Below are 25796 nucleotides of genomic sequence, written 5' to 3'. Positions count from 1 at the left end.
GTCCGATGATTCTCATTTTGATCAAATGCTATTAAAAAATGATTTAAGTTATTGCTGATTAGGTGATGCGGCTGGACATTTAGGGGGCTGGTCGGTCACAAGGCGAAATGAGCTTAGATGACAGATACCCCGCCCTCTCCGATTTGCGCGAAGGTGCGCGCCGCCGTATCCCGCATTTTGTTTGGGAATATCTCGACAGCGCCACAGGCGAAGAACGCACCAAAGCCCGAAATCGCGATCGATTTGACGCCATTGGGCTGATGCCATCCGTGCTGCACGGCGAATTCACGCCGGATTTGTCGACCACCTTTTTGGGGCAGAAAATGCCTTTGCCGTTCGGGATTTCGCCCATCGGCATGTCGGGCCTGATCTGGCCGGGCGCGGAACGGATGTTGGCGCAAGCGGGCAAACGATTGAACATCCCCTACAGCCTGTCCACCGTCGCCACCGCCATGCCCGAGGACATCGCACCGCATTTGGGTGAACACGGCTGGTTCCAGATGTACCCGCCGCGTGACGAAGAAATTCGCCAGGATATGTTGGATCGGGCCCGTGCCGCCGGCTTTAAAACGCTGGTGCTGACGGTCGATGTGCCTGTCGCATCACGGCGCGAACGCCAGACCCGTTCCGGTCTGACCAATCCACCAAAACTGACGCCGCGTTTGCTGGCGCAGGTTGCGACAAAGCCCGCATGGGCCGCAGGTATCATGCGCACCGGCATGCCTCACATGCGGATGCTGGATAAATACACCGACGCCAGCGCCAAGGGCCGGTCTACAACTGCGCACGTTGGCTATTTGCTGCGCACCTCACCGGACTGGAGCTATATCAAATGGCTGCGTGACGCGTGGGATGGTCCGTTCATCGTTAAGGGCGTCACCCGTCCGACCGATGCCAAAAAGCTTGAGCAAATTGGCGTTGATGCCATCTGGGTGTCCAACCACGCGGGCCGTCAATTTGACGGGGCCCCTGCCACCATTGACGCGCTGCCAGCGATCCGCAAAGCGACCGCGCTCCCGCTGATTTTAGACAGTGGCGTCGAAAGCGGGCTCGATATTCTGCGCGCGCTCGCATCGGGTGCAAACTTTGTGATGTTGGGTCGTGCGTGGCACTATGCCTTGGGGGCCTTGGGCGAAAAGGGCCCTGATCATCTGGCCAGTGTATTGGCCAAAGACCTTGAGGCCAACATGGGCCAGCTGGGTGCCGAAACCCTCGCTAAACTGCCCAAACCGTTCGAATTGCGCAGATAAACTCCTGATTTCGTTCACGATGGTATACATCCGTTCCGAAAGTGCCCTTAGGGCACCCATTCGGCGTTTCAGGTCGATTTAATGCCGTTTTAAGGTCATTCTACCCAATTCTACGCGTTTACGCAGGATGTGAATCACCCTAACAATGCTGCAACTGCAAACGGGAGCCACCATGACCGAGTTCAACAAGATCCTTATCGCCAACCGAGGCGAGATCGCAATTCGCATCATGCGCGCCGCAAACGAGATGGGTAAGAAAACCGTCGCCGTGTTTGCCGAAGAAGACAAGCTGGGCCTGCACCGCTTTAAGGCGGACGAAGCGTATCGCATCGGCGAGGGCATGGGGCCGGTCGCCGCCTACCTCAGCATCGACGAAATTATCCGCGTCGCGCGCGAATGTGGCGCAGACGCAATCCACCCCGGTTACGGACTGTTGTCCGAGAACCCTGATTTCGTTGACGCCTGCGAGCAAAACGGAATTACGTTCATCGGGCCCAAAGCCGCAACAATGCGCGCTCTTGGTGACAAAGCATCAGCCCGCCGTGTCGCAATGGAGGCCGGTGTACCAGTCATTCCAGCCACCGAAGTCCTTGGCGACGATATGACAGCGATCAAATCCGAGGCAGCCGAGGTCGGCTATCCCTTGATGCTTAAGGCGTCATGGGGCGGCGGCGGTCGTGGCATGCGCCCGATTTTTTCTGAGGACGAAGTCGAGGAAAAGGTGCTTGAGGGCCGGCGCGAGGCCGAAGCAGCCTTTGGCAATGACGAGGGGTACCTCGAGAAAATGATCATGCGCGCCCGCCACGTCGAGGTGCAAATTCTCGGCGACAGTCACGGCGGCATGTACCACCTGTTTGAACGTGATTGTTCTGTGCAACGTCGCAACCAAAAAGTCGTCGAACGCGCCCCTGCCCCCTATCTGACCGATGAGCAGCGCGAAGAAATCTGCCAGCTGGGCTATAAAATCTGCAAGCACGTGAATTATGAATGTGCCGGCACCGTCGAATTCCTGATGGATATGGACGACGGCAAATTCTACTTCATCGAAGTAAATCCGCGCGTCCAAGTCGAGCACACCGTGACCGAAGAAGTAACCGGCATCGATATCGTGCAGGCGCAAATCCTGATCGCCGAGGGCAAAACCATTGCCGAGGCCACAGGCAAAGCATCGCAATCCGAAGTGCAATTGACCGGCCATGCCTTGCAGACGCGCATCACCACCGAAGATCCGCAGAACAATTTCATCCCCGACTATGGCCGCATCACGGCCTTTCGCGAGGCAACCGGTTTTGGCATCCGCCTGGACGGTGGCACGGCCTATTCAGGTGGTGTGATCACGCGTTATTACGACAGCTTGTTGGTCAAGGTCACGGCCAAGGCGCAGACCCCCGAACTGGCCATCGCCCGCATGGACCGCGCCCTGCGTGAATTCCGTATTCGCGGCGTATCGACCAACATCGCGTTTGTGGAAAACCTGCTGAAACACCCGACATTTCTGGACAATACCTACACCACCACGTTTATCGACAACACGCCCGAGCTGTTCAAATTCGTCAAACGCCGTGACCGCGGCACCAAGGTTTTGACCTACATCGCGGACATCACGGTGAACGGTCATCCCGAAACCAAAGACCGCCCCATGCCCGCTGATGGCATGAAAGCGCCCAAGCCGCCGGCCTTGTTGGCAGAGCCACAAATGGGCACGCGCAATTTGTTAGAACAAAAAGGCCCGCAAGCCGTCGCCGATTGGATGAAGGCACAAAAGGGCCTGCTGCTGACCGACACCACAATGCGCGACGGGCACCAATCGTTGCTTGCCACGCGCATGCGGTCCATTGACATGATCAAGGTCGCCCCTGCCTACGCCGCCAATCTGGGGCAGCTGTTTTCGGTCGAATGTTGGGGCGGTGCGACGTTCGATGTCGCCTACCGGTTCTTGCAAGAATGCCCGTGGCAACGCCTGCGTGACTTGCGCGAAGCGATGCCAAACGTGATGACGCAAATGCTGCTGCGCGCCTCCAATGGCGTCGGCTACACCAACTATCCCGACAACGTTGTCCAAGCGTTTGTGGCCCAAGCAGCGGCATCCGGCGTTGACGTCTTCCGCGTCTTTGACAGCCTGAACTGGGTGGAAAACATGCGCGTCGCGATGGATGCAGTGGTCGAGGCGGGCAAGGTCTGCGAAGGTACGATCTGCTACACCGGTGATATTCTGGATCCGAACCGCGCCAAGTATGACCTGAAATACTACGTCCAAATGGGCCACAATCTAAAGGCCGCAGGCGCGCATGTGCTGGGCCTCAAAGACATGGCGGGCTTGCTGAAACCAGCTGCTGCCCGCCAATTGGTGCGCACGTTGAAAACCGAAGTCGGCCTGCCGATCCATTTTCACACGCATGACACGTCCGGCATCGCCGGCGCGACCATTTTGGCCGCAGCCGAGGCCGGCGTCGATGCGGTTGATGCAGCAATGGATGCGTTTTCTGGCGGCACCTCGCAGCCCTGCTTTGGATCCATCGTCGAAGCCTTGCGCAACACCGACCGTGACACTGGCCTGAACATTTCGGCGATCCGCGACATTTCCGATTACTGGGAAGGCGTGCGCGCGCAATACGTGGCGTTTGAATCCGGCCTCGCGGCCCCTGCGTCCGAAGTGTACCTGCACGAAATGCCCGGCGGTCAGTTCACCAATCTCAAGGCACAGGCGCGCTCGCTTGGCCTCGAGGATCGCTGGCACGAGGTCGCCCAGACTTACGCCGACGTGAACCAAATGTTCGGTGACATCGTCAAGGTTACACCGTCGTCCAAAGTTGTTGGCGACATGGCGTTGATGATGGTGTCCCAAGGGTTGGACCGTGCCGCCGTCGAGGATGCAGACACCGATGTGGCGTTCCCTGACAGCGTGGTCGACATGATGCGCGGCAATTTGGGTCAACCTCCGGGCGGCTTCCCTGCGGGCATCCAAACCAAAGTTTTGAAAGGCGAAGCGCCAAGCACGGCACGCCCCGGCGCGCATCTTGCCCCTGTTGATCTGGACGCCGCACGCGCAGAGCTCAGCGCTGAGCTGAACGGCAAAGACATCGACGGCGAAGACCTGAACGGCTACCTGATGTACCCCAAGGTTTTCCTTGATTACATGGGCCGCCACCGCACCTACGGCCCGGTTCGGACCCTACCGACGCACACGTTCTTTTACGGGATGCAGCCAGGGGACGAGATCGCAGTTGAAATCGATCCCGGCAAGACCTTGGAAATCCGCCTACAAGCGGTCGGTGAAACCAATGAGGACGGCGAGGTCAAAGTGTTCTTTGAACTGAACGGTCAGCCGCGTGTCATTCGTGTGCCGAACCGTTTGGTCAAGGCCACGACCCTGCAACGCCCCAAGGCGGAACTGGGCAATGCCAACCACATCGGCGCGCCAATGCCGGGGGTTGTCGCGTCGGTTGCAGCGACTGTCGGGGCCGAGGTCAAAGAAGGTGATTTGCTTTTGACCATCGAAGCGATGAAGATGGAAACAGGCATCCATGCCGAACGCGACGCCACGGTCAAAGCCGTGCATGTGGCTGCTGGTGGCCAGATCGATGCAAAGGATTTATTGGTCGAACTCGAATAACGCGCAGATGGTTCCAGTTGCGATAATGATAAAGGGTAAACATGTTACAAGATCGTTATGGCAACCCGCTTAGCACGTCGTCGCAAGTGGCCCGTGATGCCTATGTTGATGCGGTTGATCGCACCTTGGCCGCAACCGAAGGGGCCGCTGAACAGTTTGAGGCGGCTATCGCTGCTGACCCCAATTTCGCGCTCGCGCACATCGCGCTGGCGCGTCACCATCAGGTTTGGGGCAATCGCGACGCCATTGCGCCAGCTGTTACCGCTGCCCAATCTGTCACCGGACTAACCACGCAAGAACAAGCGCATGTGAACGCGTTTTCCCTGTTGCTGACAGGCAAAGTCGCTGCCGGATACGCCGCCATTCGCGCGCATGTTCTGGACTACCCGCGCGACGCCTTGATCGCGCAAACCTGCACAGGCGTGTTCAGCTTGATCGGGTTCAGCGGACAGCCGGGACGCGAGGCGGAATTACTGGCCTTTACCAGCCAATTGGCCCCTGCGTACGGGGACGATTGGTGGTTCACCGGCCAGCACGCCTTTTCGCAGATGGAGGCCGGTCAGGTTGGCCCCGCCGCCGCGATGATCGAAACCTCGCTTAACGGCAACCCACGCAACGCAAATGCGGCCCACATCAAGTCGCACCTGTTTTACGAAAACGGTGAAACCGCCGCCGGTCGTGACTATCTCAGCGACTGGATGCACAACTATGATCGCACCGGATTGCTGCATTGCCATTTGTCTTGGCATTCGGCCCTTTGGGCGTTGGAACAGGGCGACACGGATCAAATGTGGGCAGTCATTGATGCCGATCTACAGCCCGCAAAAACGCAAAGCCCAAGCCTGAATGTTATGACCGACATGGCCTCGATCCTGTACCGCGCCGAGCGGCGTGGCGTGCAGATTACACCGGAACGTTGGCATGCAGTCAGCGATTACGCCGCGCAGTGTTTTCCCAAACCGGGGCTGGCTTTTGCGGATGTACACGCAGCATTGGCCCACGCAATGGCCGGCAATTCGGACGCGCTGTCACGGATTATCGACGGGGCCAAAGGACCTGCAAGTGATGTCGTCAAAGTGCTGGCACAGGCCTTTGGCGCGATTGCGGCGCAAAACTGGGCCGAGGCCCAAGCGCATCTGACAATCGCACTTCAGGACCACGCCCGCATTGGTGGATCACGCGCGCAGCGTGACTTGGTCGAATTTGCCATGTCCAGCGTGTTGCTGCGCCAAGGGCAAACGGCAACTGCACGTCAATTGCTGGCGATCAGGCGCCCGAACTGCACGCACGAGGGTTCAGTTCTGCAATAACAGCGCCGGTTTTTCACGCCGTGACACAAAACGGGGCACCTGCCCTGCGCAAACCAATTGACTCATCCGCATCTGTGTAATTACACTTATAGGTAGTTCGTTTCGGCGAGCTTATTTTGAGATATTTTTTTAAACAAGTCGATTGGAAGACCATGTCAAACGTAGCTGGCAAGGCATATGCGATGAACGTCGTGACGCCAAGCAACCCGAAAATCACTTGGATCAACCGCTTGGTGTTCATGGCCGCGCGCGGAGTTCCATCCAATCTGATGGGCCTGCTGGGCCTGTCGCTGATCCATTTTGCCCGTTGGGTCATTATCAAACCGGATCAATGGCCCGATCTTGGACAAGGCAAGCAAACGAACCTCAAGAACGATTACGTTTTGTTTTGCTCGAATTTTAACGGCACGTGGGATCAGTACATCGATGCATTTTCGGACGGTATTCCCAACGGTTTGAACCTGTTTTGGTATTCCTCGATCAAGTATCCCCTGTCGATCCCGATCACGCCGTTCAAGAATTACATCACCTACAATCAGATCGGCAACGACTACTATTACAACGCAACGCCCGGATCTGCGCAGCGCGACATCAAAAGTTGCATCAAAGTGTATGACGCCCTGTTGGGGTTGGAAAAAGCCCACGCAACGCAATCCGCCGAAGAGTTTCAAAAGACCTACAATGCCGCGCTTTTGAACATCCAAGGCGACCTTGGCGACCCCGGATTTGGCCCTGTCGCCAGCCTCGATACCGAGCGCGCAGATGTGCACCGCGAACGCTACGTGCGCGAGCAACAAGATACATTTGACAGCGTGCGCAACGCTGCACCTTAAGGATATTTTAGATGGCTGATTTAGACTCAGGTCATATTTTTCTGACCACTTTCGCCCCGATCAAAGATTCATCGGAAAGCAACGCAAACCACACCTCGTTTGAACAAAACGTGCGGATCGCCTTGGCCAAATTGCCCACAGCGATGCAATCCCCTGCGACCCAGAATACCGGCATCAACAGCCCGTTTTCGCGCAACAAACGCAACCACCTGGCGCGGATGTTCGTGCTGAATGACGCGGTTTACAACGGACGCATCGGGCAAAACGCGCTGGTCGCTACGGTCAAGGGTGTGAACACGGTTGTGCCCCAACACGTTGACCAATTGAACTGCGCCTATCTGGTGTTTGCCGCAGACATCGACGCGATCACGCGCGACGGTGAACCGCTGCCAACCAACCTCAGCAAAGCGGAACAAAAAGACGTGCGCGCCGCCTATGCCCGCGAACTTTGGAACACGATGGAGCTGGAAATTCAGGACGTCTATTCCAATTGCGTCGGCTTTGAAGACGTTGATACAGCGGATGACTTTGCCGAGTATCTGGACAAATGCCACGTCGAAACAACCATGCCGTTTCATGATTACTACTTGGAATTGCCCAAGTTTCACCTGCTTGCAACCAAACCACTACTCTTGGCGGTCTTGATCCCTGCCCTTGTGGCCGTGATTGCGTTGGTGATGCGCATTTTGGGGTGGATTGATGTGCCGATGCTAGGGTGGAACACGCTCTGGACGTTTATCATCGCCGCAGCATTAACCGTGCTTTTCGCGTTTATGGCTGTGAAATACGTTATCCGAAACGGCGAAAAGCCGCTGACCCCGGCCACCTATGACGATCTGCCATCGGTGCTAAAATCGCTTTATTCTCAACAAAAATTTTCAACGTTTGCAGTGGAAAACCAAGGCGCTTCTGCCGGTGATCTTCACAAAAATTTCGCGGCGTTCCTGACGGCAAACAAGCCATCAGATCGCACAGAACCTACACAAATTCCCGGCGTCATTTCAATGGCTGCCATGGATAAATTGAATAAAAAGACTGGACGGAGCACATGAAACGCCCCCTCAACCTCGAAGACATTCAAGGCAATGTCACCCGCGCTTATGGTCGATTCTCATTCCCTTTTGCGCGCTATTTTTTCCTGAACATCGCAAGCGGTGAAGAAGGTCGCAAGTTCGTCGACAAAGTGCGTCGGCAGGTGACAACATCAGCGCGTTGGCCCTCAAAACAAGAACTTGAGGCCGGGGTTGTCGGCCCCGAAAAACCACAATGCACGATGAACATCGCGTTCACATTTTTCGGGATGTTGAAACTGGAAATCCCGTCGCGCACGATGCAAGGCATGCCGTTTGAATTCATCGAAGGCATGAAAGCGCGCGCATTTATGCTGGGTGATCGCGACCAAACCGAAACCTCAGAAGAGGCCGGCAACTGGGACAAGCATTGGGACCCCATTTGGCAAGGCAACCGCGCGGGCGACGGCAATGACGCCAACAACGTGCACATGTGGATTTCGCTGAATGCCCAGTTGAAAACACCCGGCACGGACGAACCCGTAGACGCGCTGGAAGAGCAGACAAACCTGCTGCGGCAGTGGTGCAAAGAGTCTAATGGCGGCGTCAAAATCCTCAAGGGCAACAGTCGCGATGGCAAGGCTGAATTCCAATCTGCCTCGGCCGTTTTCGAGGACGTTCACGGCGTGAAAATGCCAACGCCCAAGGAACACTTCGGCTTTACCGACGGCATCGGCGATCCGGTGTTCAAAGGCCAGTACCCGGACGACCGCATGAAGACCGCAGTCGTTGGCCGCGGCAAGCTGATGGGCAACGGCTGGGAACCGCTCGAAACCGGTGAATTCATCATGGGTCATCCCGACGAATCCCAGGAATTACCCCCCTGCGCCCGCCCGTTCGAATTTAGCCACAACGGCACATTCATGGCGTACCGCAAGCTGCACGAAAACGTGGGATCCTTTTCGCAAGTTGTTGAAGAAGAAGCCGAATCTTATGCCACCCAGATGGACGTACCACTGGACGAAGCGCGCGAAACCTTGATGGCAAAGATGTGCGGTCGCTGGTCCGATGGTGTGCCGTTGTCCAAGGTTTCGACCTACGCAGAATGGCGCGCGTTTGGCAAAAAGATGGGGTTCGATGTTGATCCCGATGCGGAACATCCAGTCGCAGAAGCAGGGCGCGCGGCCAAAGCGCAGATCGACTACATCCGATCCCCGGAGGCGTCAGATTTCCGTTATGCGGATGACATGGCGGGCCTGAAATGCCCTGTCGGCGCGCACATGCGCCGCGTCAACACACGTGACTATCTGGACCCTGTGAACGCGGTTGGCGTTGATCCTGAAACCGGTGTGCAGCCCGAAAATAAGGACGCAACCACAGCCCTAAACCGCCGCCGTCGCGTGTTGCGTCGTGGACTGCCCTACGGTCCGTCAAACTTTGACAGCAAGGACGACAACACCGAACAGGGCGTGGCAATGATGCTGATGGGCACCTCGTTGTTCCGTCAATTCGAATTCGTGCAGCAGCAATGGATCCAATACGGTTTGGATTTTCATGAAGGCAATAACACCTGCCCGATGTTGGGCAATCACGAGCATCACAAGCGCCACACCATCGCCTCTGATCCGGCCACGGGCAAACCGCCCTACGTGATGAACAAGCTCAAAACCTTTGTGGAATGTCGCGGTGGGGATTACTTTTTTATCCCTTCCATGACGTCCTTGCGGATGATCGCGATGGGCATCGTTGATCCCACTTAACCCATTGAAAGGGTTCATTTCATGTCTGCGATTACAAATATTTTCACGACCCTCTTCAGGGTTATTTTGGGCTGGCTTCAAGGGATCTGGAGCCTGATCCGCCTGATCGGTGTTGGCATTCGCGCCCTGTTCGGCGGGGGTGGCGTTAAAACCAACCTCGCAGCCGCGTTTGGCAAGGCGACGACCCAGCGTTTGGTGTTCGGTTTTTTGCGTGCTTTTGTACCGAATTTTTCGATCTCAAAGGTATTCGTCAAAGCCTATGACAACACCGGCACCGCCGTCATCACCCGGCACAACGACGTTCACGACGTCCTGAACCGCGATGCGGATTTTGAGGTCGTCTATGGCTCGCGGATGCGAAAACTGACCGACGGCGACAACTTTTTCCTCGGAATGCAGCCCGGCTGGGACTACACCCGCGACACCTCTGCGGTGCATTTGGCGATGCGCAGCACGGACGTCAAAGAACTGGTTCAACCCCGCGCAGAACGCCTCGCAAACGAGATCGTCGGGGCCTCAAAAACTGGCAAGATGGATATCGTGCCAGAGCTGACGTTGCAGGTGCCGTGGGACATGACAAACACCTATTTCGGCGCTGGTGGCCCGGACAAAGAAACCATGCAGGACTGGGCGACCATTCTGTTCTGGTATCTGTTTGAGGACCTTGGTGCAGACCCTGATTTTGACGCAAAATCAATGCGCTACGCCGCTGAAATGCGGAGCTATTTGGATAAGGTGATTGGTGATCTTAAGGCAAATCCATCCACCGATCCAACCATACTTAGCCGTATGCTGGAACTGCAAAGCGCGGACACACCCGGCATGGATGATCTGGGTATCCGCAACAATATTTTGGGGCTGCTGATTGGCGCGATCCCGACCATTTCCAAAGCGTCCTGTTTTGCGTTGGACGAGTTGCTGAACCGCCCCGACGCACTAAAAGTTGCGCATGAGGCGGCCTTGCGTGGTGATCATCAAGTGGTGGCTAACACGATCTGGGAATGCTTGCGGTTTAACCCGCACAACCCCGTTGTTTATCGCCGCGCAACCCGTGACACGACGGTTGCTCAGTCTACGCTGCGACAGGTCAAAATCAAAGAAGGCACCATGGTGTTCGCCGCGACGTTTTCGGCGATGTTCGACAGTTTAGTGATTGATAAGCCGAACGAATTTCGCACCGACAGATCGTGGGAAACCTACATTATCTGGGGCTACGGCATGCACACTTGCATCGGCGCGCAGATCAATATGGCGGTGATCCCTGCTATTCTGACGCCCCTGCTGAAACAGAAAAACCTGCGTCGTGCCAAGGGCGCTGCCGGTCAAATCGACAGCAATGGCACCCCGCATCCTGAACATTTCCATGTTGAATTTGACACCTGAAGGAAGATTGAAATGGCCGCAGACAATCTGCTGATCACGCTACTGCCGTCCACGGATGTCGATCTGGGGCGCTGGATGTTGGAACACTACGAGGTCCCATTTACCGAACGTCCGCATGCGCCGATTTTTCACGTTCTTGCACTGAAGTCTTGGGGGGTCGGGGCGGACGAATACCCGCTGTTTGTCGTTGATGGTAAGAACACAGACGCCAACAAGATCATCGCCGACCCGAATATTCTGGCGCATTTTGATCCGCTGGCCACGGCTGACAAACGGTTGCGACCTGATGAAACTACCGAACCTGATCTGTTCAAACAAATGGACGAGTTGCAGCATTTTGTGCGCCACGACGTTGGAAATGCGGTTGTGGCATGGTCATATTTCAACCTGCTGCAATATAAATCTGCTGTCTGGTCGTCGATCACCACAGGTGTCCCTTGGTACGAAAAACTAACCTGCTTGGTGGCGTTTCGGGTGATCAAAGCGTTGATGTACAAGGGACTAAAACTGGATCAGCAGGTGTCTGACGATGCCCTTAAAACGATCTACGCAGGTTTTGACAAATATGATGCATTGCTGGCCGACGGGCGTGAATTTCTGGTCGGAGATCGGCTGACATACGCTGATCTGGCAGTGGCAGCATCGCTTGGACCGATGGTATTAGCCCAAGGTTATCAAGGGTTTCTGCCCAATCAAGCCGCCTGCCCCGCCTACATGCGCGAGGTCTACCGCGAACTGCGTCAGCGGCCTACGGGCCTGTTCGTGCAACGCATGTATGATCAACACCGCAACCGTTAATCTAGATCAGAAACAGCGCCCGCCTTTTTACCATGCCGCGCGGCAAAGGGCGGCGCTGTGCGGTTGCGGTACTTCGTTGTGATCTCAAGCGGTGCGTCGTTTTCATCGTAAATGCCCAGCACAATGCCACGCCCACGTGATTTGGTCCGCATTTCTTCGAGCTGCGCGCGCGAGCGTGTCGTACGCTGTGCAGGCCTGCGCGCCCATGCAAACAAATGCGCGTACATTTCTTCGATTTTGGGCTCGTGATCCGCGCTTTGCCCCAGATCAACCAGCTCGTCAGGGTCATTGATCAAATCAAACAGGATCGGGGGATAGCCGCCTTCGCAATGGATCAATTTCCACTGCTTGTTCGCAACCATGAACATCACCGCGTCACGCACATTCGCCTGCAATTTGGTCGCGATGGGCGAACCGGAATAGTCGTATTCACAGATCGCATAGTCACGCCGCGTGCTGTTCGTGGTTCCGTGCAAAATCGGTAACAGGGATTCCCCCTCAAGGACGTGATCAGGCACCTCGCCCGCGACGGCATCGACAAAAGTTGCGGCCATATCAATGCTTTCAACCAGCGCATCGCAGACGGTACCGCGAGTGCTGTCAGCCTGTGGCGACGGGTCGTAAATGATCAGCGGCACCTTGGTTGAGGCATCGTGAAAGAACGTCTTTTCGCCCATCCAGTGATCCCCGAGAAAATCACCGTGATCCGAGGTCAGCACGACCATCGTGTCCTCCATCCGCCCCGTGTCCGTCAGCCATTTGAACAGCACACCCATCTGGTCATCGATCTGTTTTATCAGGCCCATGTAGGCAGGAATAACCGCATTTCGCACGTCTTCACGGCTGAACGCTTCGCCCACGGGCGTGGTCATAAACGCCTTTAGCACCGGATGCGCGCCCTCAAATTCCGCGTCCGTGCGCACAGGGGCCGGCACGTGATTTGACCCATACATCGACGCATAAGGTTCGGGCACAATGTAGGGCCAATGCGGTTTGATATAGCTTAGATGGCAGCACCACGGGCCGTCGGTTTGTTCCATAAATTGCATCGCACGGCGGGTGAGATAGGGTGTCTCACTGTCGTCTTCTTCGATATTGGCTGCTTGGGTTGAATTCTTAAGGAACCAGCCGGACAACACGTTGCCCTCATCGTCCAAGCCCGAATTCGCAAAGTCGTGCCACGGGTTGTCGCTGTCGTAGCCTTTTTCGCGCAGATAATCGTTGTAGGCCAGTGCACCGTTTTCGTCGTATGGCCCGTCTGGCCCTTCGGGGCGCATGCCGTCATCGCGTTCAAAAACGTCAAATCCGCATTCCGCCACGCGCGCCCCAATGACGCTGTCGGGCGCAAGACCAAGACGTTTCATGCCCTCGACATCGGCCTTCATGTGGGTCTTGCCCACAAGGTAGCAATCCATGCCGGAACTGCGCAGATGATCGCCAATCGTCAGCTCGCCGATCTTGAGCGGAATATTGTTCCAAGACGCGCCGTGGCTGTGCACGTAACGCCCTGTGTAGGTGCTCATCCGGGACGAACCACAGATCGGAGATTGAATGTAGTGGCGCGAAAACCGCACGCCGCGTTCTGCCAATTGATCGATGTTTGGCGTGTGCAAATGCGGATGCCCGTAACAGCTCAGATAGTCCCACCGCAATTGGTCGAACATGATGAACAGAATGTTTTTAGTCGAAGCCATGGGACCCTCGCACGCACCAGAATTCCCCTGACCTTAGAGGCGCGCGTGCCCCTGAGAAACCCGAAAACTGCGTTGTGCGGTTTTTCCCTAGATCTGCTCCCACGGAAAGCTATCGAGCCGTTCATAACCGTCTTGGGTGATCAGCACCTGCGTTTCCAGTTTGACGCTTTCGGATCCTGCTTGGGCCACGAGGCTTTCGACACACAGCACCATTCCGGGTTCGAATTCACCGGTCATCGCAGTGTCATCAAAATCGACGTGCAGGGGCACAACCGGCCACTCATCCGCCATGCCGACACCGTGTACGGCCAGCGAATACCGGTAGTCCTGGTGGGCGGCAGGGATCGCCCAACTGCGTGCATTAAATTCGGCAAATTGCATACCCTGCTGCATCAATGCGAGGTTGTGATCAATCTGGCCAAGCGCCGTCGCGTAGATCCGTTTTTGCGTGTCAGTCATCGGCACATAGCCGCAGGTCCAAGACCGCGACAAGTCCGCACAATAGCCGTAGGGACCAACCATGTCCGTATCAAAAGCGATCATTTCGCCCTGCTGGCACACCCGATCCGAACATTCGCGGTACCACGGGTTTGTATTGCGGCCGCAAGTGAGCAGCTTGGTTTCCAACCAGTCCCCGCCCGAGCGCGCGTTTTCAAAATGCAAATGCGCCCAAAGTTCACGTTCCGTGACGCCAGCATGCGAGTTTTCATAAATCCGTGCCATTCCCGCTTCGCACACGCGAATGGTCCAGCGCATCAGCTCGATCTCGGCCGGCGATTTGATCGATCGGGCGCGCTCGGTGATTTCTGAGCCTTCAACGTAGCTAAGGCCGCGATCTTGCAGGGAAAACACACCCGGTGCGTCCATCTTGTCGACCGCAATGCGCGCGTTGCCGCCGCCATGTTCGCGCACCAGATCGGCAATCTCGTCCGCCCATTTCACAAGGTTGCCGCCCGCCTTGTCGCCTTTGGCCATGAACATCCACGCAATAGACGTGCGCAATTCGTCGATGCCCGGCAGGCCATCATTCAGATGCTCGCAGCCTTTGAATTCCCACATGATCGCAGGGCCATCCGCAAGGATCATCGCATAGCGCATCGGATTGTGTGCGGTTCAACCCTGCATGTTCGAACAGTCAAACGCATAGCGAATATTGATCGGATCATAGAGCAGCAGTGCCGCGACATCCGCCTTTTGCATCTGATCGCGAAACCGTTGCAATCGATAGCGGCGCGCATCGTCTAGAACCTGTGCAGGCACCGGCGAGATCAGCGGCTTGTCAGCGCCCTCGGCATTCAAATACGTCAGTTTGCGGTCGTCTTTAAAAACCGTGCGTTCAGATACCATGCCCCGCCCCATTTGGTGTGATTGGAACGATGGCACGTCACTGCGCACAATGGAAACATTGAAATCCGCAGTCGTTAGATCGACGACCGGATCACAGCCAAGGCTTGCGCAAGGTCGTCGATCAAATCGCGCGGGTTTTCCAAGCCGATGTTCAACCGCACCAAACGGCCGCCGTAATCTGTGTCAGGGCGATCAACCTGCGGATACACCACAGCCAGAGAATTCACGCCCCCCCAGCTAAGTCCGATTTTGAACAGCCTGAGCGCGTCCAGAAATGTGATCGCCTGTGCACCCGTCACGCTGTCTTTGAAGACAAAAGAAAACACACTGGTGGACCCTGTGAAATCACGTTTCCAGATGTCGTGACCTGCGCAAGACGGCAATGCAGGGTGGTTCACTGTTTCGACAAAATTGTTTTCATCCAACCACTTAGAGACTTCCAATGTCGACTGCTCCAATCTATCCAGCCGCACAGCCAAGGTTTGTAATCCGCGCAAGGCAAGGCTGCAATCATCTGGTGACACTGCCAAACCAAGCTGGCGATAGATCGGGCCCATCTGTGCGTATCCCGCCTCGTCGCGCACAGAAACCGATCCCAAAAGCAGATCACTGTGCCCACCGATATACTTGGTCAGCGCCTGCATGCTGACGTCCACGCCATGCGCAAACGCGTCAAAATAGACTCCCGCAGCATAGGTGTTGTCCAACGCAACCGGAACGCCGCGGGCATGAGCGGCGGTCACAATCGCTGGCACATCCTGGATTTCCATGGTCACGGACCCCGGGCTTTCGCACCAGATCAGTTGGGTGTTTTCGCGGATCAAATCGCTGATCCCGCTGCCGATCATTGGGTCGTAGCGCTCAACCTCAACTCCAAAATTGGCCATCAAACCTTCAGCCATATCTTTGTTCGGGCCATAGGCCGAAATCGGGATCAACGCATGCCCCCCCGCACGGCAATACGACAGGTAAACCAACGCAATTGCAGCCTGACCGCCGGGCACGATAAACGAATGACGCGCGCCCTCAAGATCGGCGATACGTGCCGATAATTCCAGCGTCGTCGGCGTGCCGTACAACCCGTAGGAATAGCCGTGTTCGGCCTGTTGCCAACTGTCACTCACGGCCGCTTGGTTTTCGAACACCACGGTCGATCCGCGATACACAGGGGTCGCAAGCGACGTGTAATCGCGCCGCGCAAACGGGGCCGGATCAAGAAGTTTTGTGCGCCAATCCATATCGTTATCCTTTGGTGTCCATAAGCGTTTTGATCGCAGAGACGTAAATTTTCACAGCATCGACGATTTGGTCTACTGCGATGTATTCGTTCAGTGAATGGCATTGCGCCAGATCACCCGCACCGCAAATGACGGTCGGACAGTTGAAATTCGGGGCGTCAGTTGACCCAGGGAAAACCTGGACAACGCTGGGGTGTCCCAGCACCTGCGTGCAGGACGTTTGCAGGGCGCGCATGACGGGCGCGTCTTGTGCAGTATCCAAGGGCGGTAAATTTAAAGACGGCGTGCAATAGTGATAATTTAGCTCGGTACGACTGCTCTGCACGCCCTTCATCACGGCCTTCAGTTCGGCCATGACGCCCGCAAACGTTTCGCCCGGAATGGTGCGTCGATCAATGTCGATCTCACAGAAATCAGGAACCGAACACGCGTTGTCGCCGCCGCGAATGACGCCTACGCTAAAACTCGGCACACCGCAGAACGGATCAGGTGCGCGCTGACTCAGCGCGCGCGCGTAGTCTTGGAGCGCACCGAGTACGTCAGCCATGTGGTAGATCGCGTTCACGCCTGCATCGGGCATGCTGGAATGGGCAGACACACCACTGGTACGCAGTGTCATTAAAATTTGCCCTTTGTGCGCGGGGCACAGGGCCAATTGGGTCGGTTCCGCCACGATCGCGCAGTCGGCTTTTGGGCCATTGATCCCGAAATCAACGGAGCCTCGCATCGCGTGTTCTTCGTCGATCACACCCGCAATGATCACATCACCGGACAGTTCCTGCCCCGAAGACTGAAGAATGCGCGCGACTTCTAAATAGGCCGCCAATCCCGCCTTCATGTCACACGATCCGCGCCCGTAGATGCGCCCGTCTTTGAGTGCAGGCTCGAACGGGGCGGCGTATCCGGCGACACCGACGGTATCCATGTGCCCGGCCAACAAGATCGTGGGCCCGTCACCACGTCCCTTTAAACGGCCCCAAACATTGCGGCGACCATCCGCAACCGTATGGCTATGGACCGCCAGCCCGAGGGCCAAAAGGCGCGATTCAAAATAGTCAGCCATTCCGGCTTCGGCGGGGTTCGCCGGATCATCCGCGCCAAAACGGTTGACGCTAGGGATGCGGATCATGGCTGAAAGGTCCGCGACCAAGGCGGTTTCATCAACTACAATCACAGTGCTGCCTGCATCTGGAACAAGCGACCAAATCCAGTTTGCGTGTCGGTGATGCCAGCCAATCGCAGCAAGTGCCACGCAAGCGCGTGATTGCTCGCCGTCACCGGCTTGCCCAAAACCTGTTCCGCCTGTTCAATCAGCCCGGTGGTGCGCAAGCTGGTGCAGGATACAAAAACCCCATCGCAATCGCCCCGCCCTACGGCCAAAGTTGCCTCTAGAATAGATTGCGCGTCGATCCGTCCGACAACCCGATCATCCCGTTCATAGAACGATCCGATCAAGGTCACATTGATCCCTGCTGCCTCAAATTTTGCCTGCATCGCCGTGGTCACATCCGGCGCATAAGGCGTTAGCAACCCCAGCCGTTTCACCCCCAATGCGCGCAATGCAGCTTTGGCAGCAGTCAGCGGGTTGGTCGATGGCACGTTCGGGTGGGCTGCATCCAGAATGTGCGCAACGCGGTCTTCGCCGATGATCGTGGACCCAGATGTGCAGCCATATCCGATTGACGCAAGGCCCATATCTTGTGGGATCAGGGCGGCCGCGATGGGCAGCTCCGCCTCCATCTTGGCCAGCTTTTCCGGTGTGACATCAACGTCATTTGCAAGGCGCGCATGATAGATCGAAACGCCGGGAAGATCGGTCAGGACGCGAAATTCGGCCTCCATCGTTTGATCGGATTCCAGCACCATCAGACCAATACGCGCCCGCGCACCAGCCCCTTGGTCTGTCGTGAACGCCAACCGCTTGATTGGTGTCGATGTGTCGCTGGCCTGTCCCAAACCGCTACCCTTTGTAAAACCGCTACGCCGTTATTGTGTGACGCGATCAGACGTGCCAAGCAAGCATAACTGCGATTATTAACGGCTTGGGAGGGTCGAAATGTCAGTGCAAAATCTTACTCCACCTACGCGCGGGTTTCCCGCATCCGAATTTCAGGCGCGCACGCAAAAGGCGCAAGCGCTGATGGCCGCACAAGGGCTGGACGGAATTTTGGTGCTGAGCGAACCCGAGGTCCGCTATTTCACCGGTTTCCAAACGTTGTTTTGGCAAAGCCCGACGCGCCCGTGGTTCGTGTTTATTCCCGCCTCTGGCAAGCCCATCGCCGTGATCCCTGAAATTGGCGCGGCCTTGATGCGTCAATCCTGGATCGACGATATCCGCACCTGGAGCGCGCCTGCCCCGGACGATGACGGCATCAGCCTGCTGCACGATCTGCTGCACCCGCTAAAACGCATCGGCCTGCCCAAAGGCCACGAGACCGCGATGCGGATGCCACTGGCGGATTGGGAACGCCTGATGGCGGGTCTGCCAGACCTAAACGTTGTGGACGCAACGGCAATCACCCAAGGGCTGCGGATGGTGAAATCTGACGCTGAGATCGAAAAGCTGCGCCATATTTGCGCGATTGGGTCGGCCAGTTTTGACGCCGTGCCAGAATTTGTCAGCGTCGGGCAACCGCTGGATCAGACCTTTCGTGAATTCAAGCGCACAGCCCTAGGGCTTGGGGCCGATGACGTGCCCTATCTGGTCGGATCGGCAGACACAGGTGGGTACATCGATGTCATTTCGCCGCCACCGCCCCGCCCGTTGCAAACCGGCGATGTGCTGATGATGGACACAGGCTGTGTCTGGGATGGGTATTTCTGTGATTTTGATCGCAATTGGGCCATCGGACAGGCCGACGACACGGCCAAGCGGGCCTATGATGTTTTGTGGCGCGCGACCGAAGCAGGGTTGGCTGCGGCAAAACCTGGCAACACGTGCCGCGATCTGTTTTCAGCAATGTCGAGTGTGATCAAAGAGCTGGATGACAGCGGTGGTGACATCGGGCGCCTTGGGCACGGATTGGGGATGCAACTGACTGAACAGCCGTCGCACGCCGCCTTTGACACCACCGTCTTGCAAGACGGAATGGTACTGACGTTGGAACCTTCGCTGGGGTACGGCGCGGGTCTGATGATGGTGCATGAGGAAAACATCGTCGTGCACGACAGTGGTGTCGAATTGCTAACCAAACGCGCCGCGCCCGACCTTCCAATTCTGAGGTGAAATGATGAAACTGACAGGTTTCAAAGCCCTGACATTCGACGTCTATGGCACGCTGATTGACTGGGAAAGTGGCATGATCGCAGGTCTTAAGCTGCTGACAGACAAGGTCAGTCGCGCCTTGCAGCGTGATGACATTCTAGAGGCACATGCGTATTACGAAAGCACGGCGCAGGCGTGGACACCTTCGACGGTTTCCCGCGACTTACTGCCAATTGTGTAACGTCGTTTGGCCGAAGAATGGGGCGTGATCGTCACGTGGGAAGAATGCGTCGCCTATGGTCAATCGGCGCGCCAGTGGCCCGCTTTTGAGGATTGGCGAATGCGTGGATTTACCGACGCTTTGACAAGGACGGGTTTGGCGCAACGATGACCCCCGGAACCATGCCAACAGTTGATTTCCAGTTCAACTGTATGGCGGATTTGGCAGCGGCGCATGCGGCCGAGGTTGCTGATTAAATAGAAAAGGCGGTGCCAATTGACACCGCCTTTTTGAGTATTTTTGATCAGAACAAGCTGATGAGCCCGCGACCTTAACGCGGGTTACGCTTGCGTCGATGAGATTCGCGGCACAAGCGCACGCACCAGATCCAGCATATCGATCTGACCCACGGCCTCTTCTCCGTTCAGGACGCGGTAGGTTTTGCTGGTTTCACCACCCGAGGACGCGATCAAGCTTTCGAGGTTGTCGTTGATCTGGCAATCGCCTGCGTATTTGGCACCCTTCGCCAAAGGTTTCATAATCGAGCGCGCACGCAAGACGCGGGCACGGTTAATGTCGCTTACGAAATCTTCGATGTAGGGATCACAAGGGTTCAGCAGAATGTCCTGTGGTTCGCCCTGCTGAATGACCGCGCCGTCCTTGAGGATCACGAGGTGATCGGACAGTTTCAACGCTTCATCCAGATCGTGGGTGATAAAGATGATGGTCTTGTGCAGCTCTTCTTGGAGTTCGAGCAGCAGGTCCTGCATGTCGGTGCGGATCAATGGATCAAGCGCCGAGAACGCCTCGTCCATCAGCATGATGTCGGTGTTTGCGGTCAACGCACGGGCGATGCCCACACGTTGCTGCATGCCACCGGACAATTGCGCCGGATAGTGGTGTTCGTAGCCGCCCAGCCCCACCCGATCGAGCCACTTTTGTGCCTCGCGCATTTGGGTTGCCTCGTCCTCGCCGCGCACAGCCAAAGACATGGCCGCGTTCTGGATCACCGAGCGATGGGGCAGCAAAGCGAACTTTTGAAACACCATCGACATCTTGCCTTGGCGCAATTCGCGTAGACCCGTTTCATTCAGACCCATCACGTCGATCCCGTCTACTAGAATCTCACCCGCGGTGGGTTCGATCAAACGGTTCAAGTGGCGGATCAGCGTTGATTTGCCAGAGCCCGACAGGCCCATAACAACAGTGATTTCACCCGCTTGCATGTCGACGTTGATGTCTTGCAGGCCCAGCACGTGTTTGTGCGCGACCAACAGTTCTTCTTTGCCCATGCCGTCTTGGACATGTTTCAGCGCGGCCTTACCGTTCGCGCCAAAGATTTTGTACAGACCCCGTAGGCTGACTTTTGGTTCTTGTGTCATGTCAGTCGCCTATCAATGTTTCACTTGGGTCATGTCGACCCGTGTCAGGGCCGCTTTTGACACGCGATCCAAGATCACCGCCAACAGCACAATGCCGATACCCGCAACAATTCCGACACCCAATTCAAGGTTCCGAATACCGCGCAGAACGTTCACACCAAGGCCCGGTGCAGACACCAGCGATGCAATCACAACCATTGCGAGGCTCATCATGATGGTCTGGTTCACGCCGGCCATGATGTTTGGCAGCGCAAGCGGTAGCTCAACCCCCAGCAGTTTTTGGCGGGACGTCATGCCAAACGCGTTTGCCGCCTCGATCACGTCTTGATCAACAAGGCGAATGCCAAGGTTGGTCAGGCGGATCACCGGCACAATCGCGTAGAGGATGATCGCAATGCCATAGAGTTTGGATTCAGTCACCGAGAACAAGAAGATCAGCGGGATCAGGTATACGAAGGACGGCAGCGTCTGGAGCAAATCCAAAATCGGGATCGCCCCGTTCTGGAACCTGTCCGATTTCGACATGCCAATGCCGATGGGCACGCCCAACAGAACCGAAATGCCCGTACAGACAAAGATAATCGACAGCGTTTGCATCGCAACCAAGTAGTGGTCAACCAGCCCCATCAAAACGATCGCAAAGGCCACAAACACCGTGACCGCAACCGAACGTGACGCCCAAAACGCGATGGCGACAAGGATCGGGATCATGATGAACCACGGCGTCGTCGTGAACAACCACAGTGCACCATCCAGCAACCAGCTGAGCGGTTGGGTGATCGGATCAAGCACGGATTTCATCGCCGGTTTGGCAGCCAAAAACCCTTCTTCGATACCTTTGGTCACATCACGCGATTGCAGGATGCTGCCACAGCTTTCGTTAAGATTATCCAGCGATGGAAACGGGAAAAACGGCCCCTTGGTCGCTTCACCGGAATTTTGCGCGAGTAAATCTGCCATCGACATGGGTGCAGCGGACGAACCACCAGCACACCAATCGCTCAGGCCGAGCGTGTTAAAAAGCCCATCGTAAAAGGCCATATCTGTATTCCCCTATTGAAAAGACCTCCCCGCCTTCTGTGGGCGGAGAGGTCGTAGTTAGTACGTCCAGATTACTTAAGCAGAGCAGACAATTTGGCTGTCGCGTCTTCGTTCAACCAACCGGCCCATGTCTCTTTGTTGTTGGACAAAAAGTACACGGCGGCTTCGTCGTAGGATGCGTTGTTGTCCAAGCGCCAGGCCAGAACTTCGCCCATTTGTGCGTTTGTGAACGACACGTTTGCCATCAATGCTGCTGCATCTGGCTCACGCTCAACGAACGCTTTGGACGCGGCGGTTACAACTTTGGACGCTGGATAGGCTGATACTTTTGGATCAGCGCAATCTGCGTCGCCGTTGCAGGCGTGCGCATCTGCGTCGTATGCTGCAACTTCAACTTTGACCATCGGGTACTTGCCCAAAACAGCTGTTGGGGCCCAGTAGTAGCCGAACCAAGGTGCTTTTTCGTCATAGGCCGCAGCAATAGACGTTTGCAGTGTTTCACCGGAACCGTGCTGGAAACGCTCAAGGCCGGACCCTTCGATGTCCAGTGCTTTGAGGTTGTTGTTGTTGATGATGTCACACGCCCAGCCTGATGGGCAATCGTGGAAACGGCCACCGACTGCCGCAGGGTTGGCCATGATGCCTTCCCATGTTGTCAGCTCTGGGTTGGATTCGGCCAGATACGCCGGGATCCACCATGCTTCGACGCCGCCGTCGGACAGAACGTTGCCCAATTCGACCAGCTTACCTTCGGCCAACAGTGGCTCGTAAGATGGCGTGGAGTTTGCCCAAACTTCGGTCAGAATGTCAGGCTCGCCTGTTTCTGCCAAAGATGTGAGGGCTGGAACTGTGGATGACGGCACAACTTGAACCGTGCAGCCGTAGCCTTGTTCCATCAGGAACTTGGACACAGCCGTTACAACTGCGGCAGATGCCCAGTCCATTTGTGTGATCGAAACTTCACCACAATCTGCTTGAGCCGCTGTTGCGCCCATTGATGTTGCTGCGGCGAAACCCGCGGCGATTACCATATTTTTCATTGTTTTCTCCCTATTTTGGCCAATCACTCTCTTCAAAGAGGCTCGGCACGCGCAGACAAGCACTAAAACCGTTCGAGATTCGAGCCAAAAACGACACTTGAGCCGAGAAAGCGTAGTAAATGCGTCAAAAGCGGTATTTTGACCATTTGCTGTGCAAGGTATGCTGGCATTGCCTTTGGCACGGGGTGCGCGTTGGGCAAAAGCGTCTAAACGCGCTAGATCCAGCGACCGGCGCATGTGACAGTTTTGTTGTGCGGTGGCAAATACGCAATAATGCCGCACGTCAGAAAACCTTGGGCATATCTGGCGTCGTCTGCGGTTGATCAGGTCAGTGTGACACCCGAGGAATCCCTAGCCGAAGACATCGTCGGAAAAGCAGTTTTCACCACCAGCGCCGTGCAAGATGCTTTCCAATCCAGTTTGACTGTGCGCAACATCGACACCACTGCGGATATCAACAATGTGTTCGGAGAAGACCTGAACATCACATTGGTTGATGATTTCACAGCTCTTGATGGCGCGTCGGCTATCGAGACCGACGAAATTAAGCGCCCCATGCTTGGCCTTGCGTCGCTCAACGGTGTCGCTCAGAGCGGTAGACCGGCACGGGCAGGAACAAAGGGTCGGGTCACAGCCGCAAGGTGCTGTATGTCATCGGCCATGGTTCTTTATACGTGTCGCGAGACGCGGAAAATGAAGAGCGTTTCGTGTGAAGTGACGTGATCCTCCTCTCCCGCAAGCGATCCCTGCTATCATTTGCGGCCAACCGGGTTGCATTTGTTACGCGAAACTTAGGGCGAAACTTAGGGCGAAACTGAAAGCCGGCGGAAGAATGAACGATGATCAGTGCGAGATTTTATGATGCTCTCGTCCTTGCCTGGAAGATAGAGCATCACAATCAATACGCGAGACGCGGGCACGTCTCATATTCGCACGAATTTGGACAATAAAAACAACCATTTTCAGGTGGTCGAAGGACGTTCAAACGACAAGTAGATCGTATGCAACATCTGTTGCAAATACCCCGACAAGGAAATCCTCAATTGTCTGGGATTCTGTGATGTCCATCGTGAAATAGGCCTCGACCGCAATCGACGTGCTCTCCGATGGAAGCCCGACGTTGTAGCTAGATGTGTCTGAATCGGACGTGTACCCGATGATTGTGTATTCGTCCTCAATCACGGCATCCGAGCTTAAGGCGTGAAACCCGTATGAGACCAAGGTCCCATCTTCGTAATCATCCGCCTCCACACTCACCTTGCGGCGAGCCTGCGTGCTGGATGTCACCGTCGTCGTTTCGGACAGGCTGCCACCCGTTGTTGAAGACACCGAACCGGAAAACCCGTTTAGCGACACACCGCCCTCAACCGACGTGGACCAGTTAATCTCGTCCGAAACCGAGTAGGATTCCCCTTCTTCTGCAACCCACGTCGTGGAGGCCGGCGAGTTGTTGGCCAGAAAGGACTCTGACAGCTCTGCTATTGGCAGCAATTCGTAGTTCTCGTGGTCATAATCCAGAATAGTTGCTGTCGTTTCATCGGTGTTCACAATCGCCCAATTCATGTGTTCGGTATAATTTCCGTCCCCATCCAAATCGACTGTTGTGCTGTCGTCAAAAATCAATTCCCCGTCATCCCATGCTCCGGAATAACCGAATGTGCTGTCGGCAGTTGCGCCAAAGGCGTTGCCGTCTTCGGGATTATTTGGGGTGGTCGACTCGGGATAATAGTCGTCAAATGTGCTGAATTCGATGCTTGTGATCTCAGCGTTCCCGCCCAATGCCGCGTTTTGCTCGGTCAGGGTTTCGGCAAAAACAGCGAGCGCGGCCGCGTCAGTCGCCTCAGCGGTGCCGTACTCGGTCTCAACAGTATCGGTCTCTTCGACGTCGGCAAATGTGGCGATGACATCTTCATCCTCACCGCTCAGAGCGGCAACGATTTCGGCCCCGAAGTCACCCACCGACACGTCGCCAAAGACGTTCTGGTACGCGGTTTCGGCGACTTCTTCTGCCAATGCAGCGCGCAAATCATCACCCTCAAGGCCAATATCGAGGATAATTTCGTCGGTGTCGACAACCGCCGCGCCGTCTAGCGCCGTGCCATCAAGAGCTGTGAAATCGTCAACCAATGTAATGTCTAAATCATCACCGTAGAGGTCAATAACCTGGTCAGTGGTCTCAAGGTCAGAATTAAGGACCCCGGTGATCTGGACTGCTGCAGTTTCAAACACGGCCCAATCACTTGGGCTGAGATCTTGAAGCCCGACACCACGTGACGTTAATCCGCTTTCGACCGCTTGCAATGCTATGCTTGAGGTATAATCGGCCTCATCCCCGTCAGCTCCATTTTCAATCAGGGACGCCGCTTCTGTCACCGGCGGCATCAGGGCATAGTCGCCCAAAAGGGATTGTCCTATGGTGTTTATCTTTGCTTTGTCGTTGAATTCAAAAACATCCGACCATACAAAAGTGCGATCTTTGGCTTGTTTGTAAAGTTCCATGTAACTTTCCTTTTTTGCTGTTTCACCAAAAAAGACAAAGTATCTCTGCTGCGAAACAACGAGTTGTTCCGCCTATTCAGACCGTTCTTTAAAAAGAGATTTTTGCCTCTCGTTAGGGACGCGTTTCGAAGTCGCGAGAACTGCCAGAAGTCACCAATACGGAGCAACAATCG

The 25796-nt window shown here is 55.8% G+C and carries 21 protein-coding genes; 11 read left to right on the top strand and 10 right to left on the bottom strand.

The window, feature by feature from the left end; translation table 11 throughout:
- Positions 1–107: 107 nt before the first annotated feature.
- The 8 genes from ACFIO0_RS03630 to ACFIO0_RS03595 all read left to right on the top strand — a co-directional run bounded on the left by ACFIO0_RS03630 (position 108) and on the right by ACFIO0_RS03595 (position 11957).
- The gene (locus tag ACFIO0_RS03630; protein WP_390913677.1) at positions 108–1250 is read left to right on the top strand and encodes an alpha-hydroxy-acid oxidizing protein; all 1143 of its coding nucleotides are present in this window, start codon (positions 108–110) and stop codon (positions 1248–1250) included.
- 172 nt (positions 1251–1422) lie between these two features.
- On the top strand, positions 1423–4863 hold the full coding sequence (locus ACFIO0_RS03625) for a pyruvate carboxylase (RefSeq protein ID WP_390913676.1): 3441 nt from the start codon (positions 1423–1425) through the stop codon (positions 4861–4863).
- A gap of 41 nt (positions 4864–4904) precedes the next feature.
- Positions 4905–6173, top strand: coding sequence for a tetratricopeptide repeat protein (locus tag ACFIO0_RS03620; RefSeq protein WP_390913675.1), 1269 nt, complete (start codon positions 4905–4907; stop codon positions 6171–6173).
- A gap of 152 nt (positions 6174–6325) precedes the next feature.
- Positions 6326–7006, top strand: a complete 681-nt coding sequence (locus ACFIO0_RS03615; protein ID WP_390913674.1) for a hypothetical protein — start codon at positions 6326–6328, stop codon at positions 7004–7006.
- Between the two features lie 11 nt (positions 7007–7017).
- Positions 7018–8058 carry a hypothetical protein gene (locus ACFIO0_RS03610; protein WP_390913672.1) on the top strand — a complete coding sequence of 347 codons (1041 nt, stop codon included), beginning with the start codon at positions 7018–7020 and terminating at the stop codon, positions 8056–8058.
- A complete protein-coding gene (locus tag ACFIO0_RS03605) occupies positions 8055–9776 on the top strand; it encodes a peroxidase (RefSeq protein WP_390913670.1) in 1722 nt (573 codons plus the stop codon). The genes ACFIO0_RS03610 and ACFIO0_RS03605 overlap by 4 nt, the downstream gene beginning before the upstream one ends.
- Positions 9777–9797: 21 nt before the next feature.
- Positions 9798–11159 carry a cytochrome P450 gene (locus ACFIO0_RS03600; protein ID WP_390913668.1) on the top strand — a complete coding sequence of 454 codons (1362 nt, stop codon included), beginning with the start codon at positions 9798–9800 and terminating at the stop codon, positions 11157–11159.
- Between the two features lie 12 nt (positions 11160–11171).
- The gene (locus ACFIO0_RS03595) at positions 11172–11957 is read left to right on the top strand and encodes a glutathione S-transferase C-terminal domain-containing protein (protein ID WP_390913666.1); all 786 of its coding nucleotides are present in this window, start codon (positions 11172–11174) and stop codon (positions 11955–11957) included.
- Here the strand turns inward: ACFIO0_RS03595 and ACFIO0_RS03590 are convergent.
- The 6 genes from ACFIO0_RS03590 to ACFIO0_RS03565 form a co-directional block, all read right to left on the bottom strand.
- Complete coding sequence (locus ACFIO0_RS03590) at positions 11954–13651, bottom strand: sulfatase-like hydrolase/transferase (protein WP_390913665.1); 1698 nt, start codon at positions 13649–13651, stop codon at positions 11954–11956. The genes ACFIO0_RS03595 and ACFIO0_RS03590 overlap by 4 nt on opposite strands.
- A gap of 87 nt (positions 13652–13738) precedes the next feature.
- Entirely contained in the window at positions 13739–14749 is a 1011-nt protein-coding gene (locus ACFIO0_RS03585) for a M24 family metallopeptidase (protein ID WP_390913664.1), read from the bottom strand.
- Between the two features lie 15 nt (positions 14750–14764).
- The gene (locus tag ACFIO0_RS03580) at positions 14765–14998 is read right to left on the bottom strand and encodes a hypothetical protein (RefSeq protein ID WP_390913662.1); all 234 of its coding nucleotides are present in this window, start codon (positions 14996–14998) and stop codon (positions 14765–14767) included.
- 74 nt (positions 14999–15072) lie between these two features.
- The gene (locus ACFIO0_RS03575) at positions 15073–16236 is read right to left on the bottom strand and encodes a cystathionine beta-lyase (protein ID WP_390913660.1); all 1164 of its coding nucleotides are present in this window, start codon (positions 16234–16236) and stop codon (positions 15073–15075) included.
- A 4-nt stretch (positions 16237–16240) separates the two neighbouring features.
- Positions 16241–17410: an ArgE/DapE family deacylase gene (locus ACFIO0_RS03570; RefSeq protein ID WP_390913658.1), complete on the bottom strand. Its 1170-nt coding sequence runs from the start codon at positions 17408–17410 to the stop codon at positions 16241–16243.
- A complete protein-coding gene (locus tag ACFIO0_RS03565; RefSeq protein ID WP_390913656.1) occupies positions 17407–18192 on the bottom strand; it encodes an Asp/Glu racemase in 786 nt (261 codons plus the stop codon). The genes ACFIO0_RS03570 and ACFIO0_RS03565 overlap by 4 nt, the downstream gene beginning before the upstream one ends.
- A gap of 100 nt (positions 18193–18292) precedes the next feature.
- Here ACFIO0_RS03565 and ACFIO0_RS03560 point away from each other — a divergent pair, with 100 nt between their 5' ends.
- Positions 18293–19462 carry a M24 family metallopeptidase gene (locus tag ACFIO0_RS03560; RefSeq protein WP_390913654.1) on the top strand — a complete coding sequence of 390 codons (1170 nt, stop codon included), beginning with the start codon at positions 18293–18295 and terminating at the stop codon, positions 19460–19462.
- A gap of 1 nt (position 19463) precedes the next feature.
- The gene (locus tag ACFIO0_RS03555; protein ID WP_390913652.1) at positions 19464–19682 is read left to right on the top strand and encodes a hypothetical protein; all 219 of its coding nucleotides are present in this window, start codon (positions 19464–19466) and stop codon (positions 19680–19682) included.
- 320 nt (positions 19683–20002) lie between these two features.
- Here the strand turns inward: ACFIO0_RS03555 and ACFIO0_RS03550 are convergent, their stop codons facing one another.
- The 3 genes from ACFIO0_RS03550 to ACFIO0_RS03540 all read right to left on the bottom strand — a co-directional run bounded on the left by ACFIO0_RS03550 (position 20003) and on the right by ACFIO0_RS03540 (position 23124).
- Positions 20003–21043 carry a betaine/proline/choline family ABC transporter ATP-binding protein gene (locus ACFIO0_RS03550; protein WP_390913650.1) on the bottom strand — a complete coding sequence of 347 codons (1041 nt, stop codon included), beginning with the start codon at positions 21041–21043 and terminating at the stop codon, positions 20003–20005.
- 12 nt (positions 21044–21055) lie between these two features.
- Positions 21056–22084, bottom strand: a complete 1029-nt coding sequence (locus ACFIO0_RS03545; RefSeq protein ID WP_390913648.1) for an ABC transporter permease subunit — start codon at positions 22082–22084, stop codon at positions 21056–21058.
- Positions 22085–22155: 71 nt separating this feature from the next.
- On the bottom strand, positions 22156–23124 hold the full coding sequence (locus tag ACFIO0_RS03540) for a glycine betaine ABC transporter substrate-binding protein (RefSeq protein WP_390913646.1): 969 nt from the start codon (positions 23122–23124) through the stop codon (positions 22156–22158).
- Positions 23125–23457: 333 nt separating this feature from the next.
- Between ACFIO0_RS03540 and ACFIO0_RS03535 the strand changes: the two genes are divergently transcribed.
- The gene (locus tag ACFIO0_RS03535) at positions 23458–23847 is read left to right on the top strand and encodes a hypothetical protein (RefSeq protein WP_390913644.1); all 390 of its coding nucleotides are present in this window, start codon (positions 23458–23460) and stop codon (positions 23845–23847) included.
- Positions 23848–24105: 258 nt separating this feature from the next.
- Here ACFIO0_RS03535 and ACFIO0_RS03530 read toward each other — a convergent pair whose 3' ends face one another.
- Entirely contained in the window at positions 24106–25623 is a 1518-nt protein-coding gene (locus ACFIO0_RS03530; RefSeq protein ID WP_390913642.1) for a hypothetical protein, read from the bottom strand.
- Positions 25624–25796 lie beyond the last annotated feature (173 nt).

Origin of the sequence: Pseudosulfitobacter sp. SM2401 (assembly GCF_042932805.1) — a bacterium.
Lineage (GTDB): Bacteria > Pseudomonadota > Alphaproteobacteria > Rhodobacterales > Rhodobacteraceae > Ascidiaceihabitans.
This window is presented reverse-complemented; position numbering and strand designations above follow the sequence as displayed.

Excerpts from the sequence above, each read along its gene's own strand:
- ACFIO0_RS03630 (WP_390913677.1), top strand. The coding sequence starts at position 108 with ATGAGCTTAGATGACAGATACCCCGCCCTCTCCGATTTGCGCGAAGGT.
- ACFIO0_RS03625 (WP_390913676.1), top strand. The coding sequence starts at position 1,423 with ATGACCGAGTTCAACAAGATCCTTATCGCCAACCGAGGCGAGATCGCA.
- ACFIO0_RS03620 (WP_390913675.1), top strand. The coding sequence starts at position 4,905 with ATGTTACAAGATCGTTATGGCAACCCGCTTAGCACGTCGTCGCAAGTG.
- ACFIO0_RS03615 (WP_390913674.1), top strand. The coding sequence starts at position 6,326 with ATGTCAAACGTAGCTGGCAAGGCATATGCGATGAACGTCGTGACGCCA.
- ACFIO0_RS03610 (WP_390913672.1), top strand. The coding sequence starts at position 7,018 with ATGGCTGATTTAGACTCAGGTCATATTTTTCTGACCACTTTCGCCCCG.
- ACFIO0_RS03605 (WP_390913670.1), top strand. The coding sequence starts at position 8,055 with ATGAAACGCCCCCTCAACCTCGAAGACATTCAAGGCAATGTCACCCGC.
- ACFIO0_RS03600 (WP_390913668.1), top strand. The coding sequence starts at position 9,798 with ATGTCTGCGATTACAAATATTTTCACGACCCTCTTCAGGGTTATTTTG.
- ACFIO0_RS03595 (WP_390913666.1), top strand. The coding sequence starts at position 11,172 with ATGGCCGCAGACAATCTGCTGATCACGCTACTGCCGTCCACGGATGTC.
- ACFIO0_RS03590 (WP_390913665.1), bottom strand. The coding sequence starts at position 13,651 with ATGGCTTCGACTAAAAACATTCTGTTCATCATGTTCGACCAATTGCGG.
- ACFIO0_RS03585 (WP_390913664.1), bottom strand. The coding sequence starts at position 14,749 with ATGCGCTATGCGATGATCCTTGCGGATGGCCCTGCGATCATGTGGGAA.
- ACFIO0_RS03580 (WP_390913662.1), bottom strand. The coding sequence starts at position 14,998 with ATGGTATCTGAACGCACGGTTTTTAAAGACGACCGCAAACTGACGTAT.
- ACFIO0_RS03575 (WP_390913660.1), bottom strand. The coding sequence starts at position 16,236 with ATGGATTGGCGCACAAAACTTCTTGATCCGGCCCCGTTTGCGCGGCGC.
- ACFIO0_RS03560 (WP_390913654.1), top strand. The coding sequence starts at position 18,293 with ATGTCAGTGCAAAATCTTACTCCACCTACGCGCGGGTTTCCCGCATCC.
- ACFIO0_RS03555 (WP_390913652.1), top strand. The coding sequence starts at position 19,464 with ATGATGAAACTGACAGGTTTCAAAGCCCTGACATTCGACGTCTATGGC.
- ACFIO0_RS03550 (WP_390913650.1), bottom strand. The coding sequence starts at position 21,043 with ATGACACAAGAACCAAAAGTCAGCCTACGGGGTCTGTACAAAATCTTT.
- ACFIO0_RS03545 (WP_390913648.1), bottom strand. The coding sequence starts at position 22,084 with ATGGCCTTTTACGATGGGCTTTTTAACACGCTCGGCCTGAGCGATTGG.
- ACFIO0_RS03540 (WP_390913646.1), bottom strand. The coding sequence starts at position 23,124 with ATGAAAAATATGGTAATCGCCGCGGGTTTCGCCGCAGCAACATCAATG.
- ACFIO0_RS03530 (WP_390913642.1), bottom strand. The coding sequence starts at position 25,623 with ATGGAACTTTACAAACAAGCCAAAGATCGCACTTTTGTATGGTCGGAT.